At 66.5% G+C, this 1,483-nt stretch carries 1 protein-coding gene; it reads right to left on the bottom strand.

Features of this window, described 5'->3' with window-relative positions; all coding sequences use genetic code 11:
- Nucleotides 1-1,385: type VI secretion system tip protein TssI/VgrG (tssI, locus tag EU803_RS18425; protein WP_129685604.1), on the bottom strand; the 1,385-nt coding region annotated here is incomplete at its 3' end.
- Between the last annotated feature and the right edge of the window lie 98 nt (nt 1,386-1,483).

Raw genomic sequence — 1,483 nt, forward strand, 5'->3', positions numbered from 1 at the left:
TTATGTTCCGGCAGCGGGTAGGGCGTGTCGTTTTTGCCGTTGTAGACGCAGCCTGTGACGATGGGTTTGTCGGGGTCTCCGTCGAGGAATTCGACGATCACCTCCATGCCGATCCGTGGGATCACCATGCCGCCCCAGCCGTTGCCGCCCCAGTTTTGCGAGACCCGGCAGCGCATCGACCAGGCCCCGTCGAGGTCCCATGGGAATTGCACCAGGATCCGCCCGTAGTCGTCGCAGTCGATCTCGCCCTCGCCCACGACCCGGGCGGTTTGCGGCCCCGGCGCCAGCGACAGCGGGGTCTTCAACTCGGGCACCATCGGCGCCTCGGCCGGGAGAAGCGTGAACTGCGCCCGGTGCGCCGCCCCGTCGTCGCCCCCGCCCGAACCGTAGCGGTTGGCGGCATAGCTGTGCACCGCCGTGAGGCAGAGATAGGCGCCGCCCGTGCCCGGCACCTTGTCGCCCGACAGGGTCACCCGCGCGCCGGCGCGCAGCCCGATCACATCGCCCTCGGCGCTGAACCGCCGGTCCTGGCCGCGTTCGGCCTGCATCCGCAGGCTCGCCACCAGCTTGCCGCGGGCCGGGTCCGGGTGGTCGCCCGGCCAGTCGAAGCTCTCGATCTGGCCTTGCGAATATTCCGCATCGCCCATCGCCTCGGACAGCATGGCGGCGTTCGGGGTCTTGAAGTTGTAATCGGTCAGCTTGACCGCGCCGGTTGTGACCCGCCGGGCCGGCTGCCAGTCCCAGAAATGCTCCTCCGGCTCGCCCCGGTGGTGGCCCTCATGCGGGTGAAAGGGGCGCGGCCCGATGTCGGCGTGGTCCTCGGCCCGGTCGGTCAGGACCATGTCGTGCGACAGGGGGGCGTGTTCGAAATGATAGCTGATGCCGTGCCGCTCCATCAGGCGGCAGGCAAAGGCAAGGTCGGTCTCGCGGTGCTGGACGGTGTATTCCAGCTGCGGATAATCGCCGCGCAGACGGTCCACCATCCGGCCCGCGTCCAGATAGGAAGACAGCAGCTCTGACAGGATCTGGGGCGCGGTTTTGTTGTGGAATATCCGTTGGTTGCGGCGGCGACTGGCCAGCCAGAACCAGGGCCGCAACTGCAGGCGAAAGACATGGCCATCGGCCCCCGGACCCAGCCAGCGGGCCTCGGTCACGATACCGTCGAACGGGGTCTCGGAGGCGTCATAGGACTTCAGGATGACGCTGGCATGGGTGCCCAGAAGCGCGTCGAAATCCACCGCGCCATCGGCGGACACACAGTCCAGCTCATACTCGAAAAGCGCGTTGAGATGCTCGGCCCCGCGGAAGGACACCAGCGCCAGAGCAATCCCGGATTCAAGCTCCAAACGGCCCGCCCGGGTCTCCTGACGAAATGCCGTGTTCACCGCTCAATACCCTCAAACAACTCAATCCAAGGGCGAACGTAACGGTACACCCCCACAAAGCAAGACGGAAATGCCGCACACGCAGAATGAATTCGGCC

This window comes from Loktanella sp. IMCC34160 (assembly GCF_004145845.1).
GTDB lineage: Bacteria > Pseudomonadota > Alphaproteobacteria > Rhodobacterales > Rhodobacteraceae > SELP01.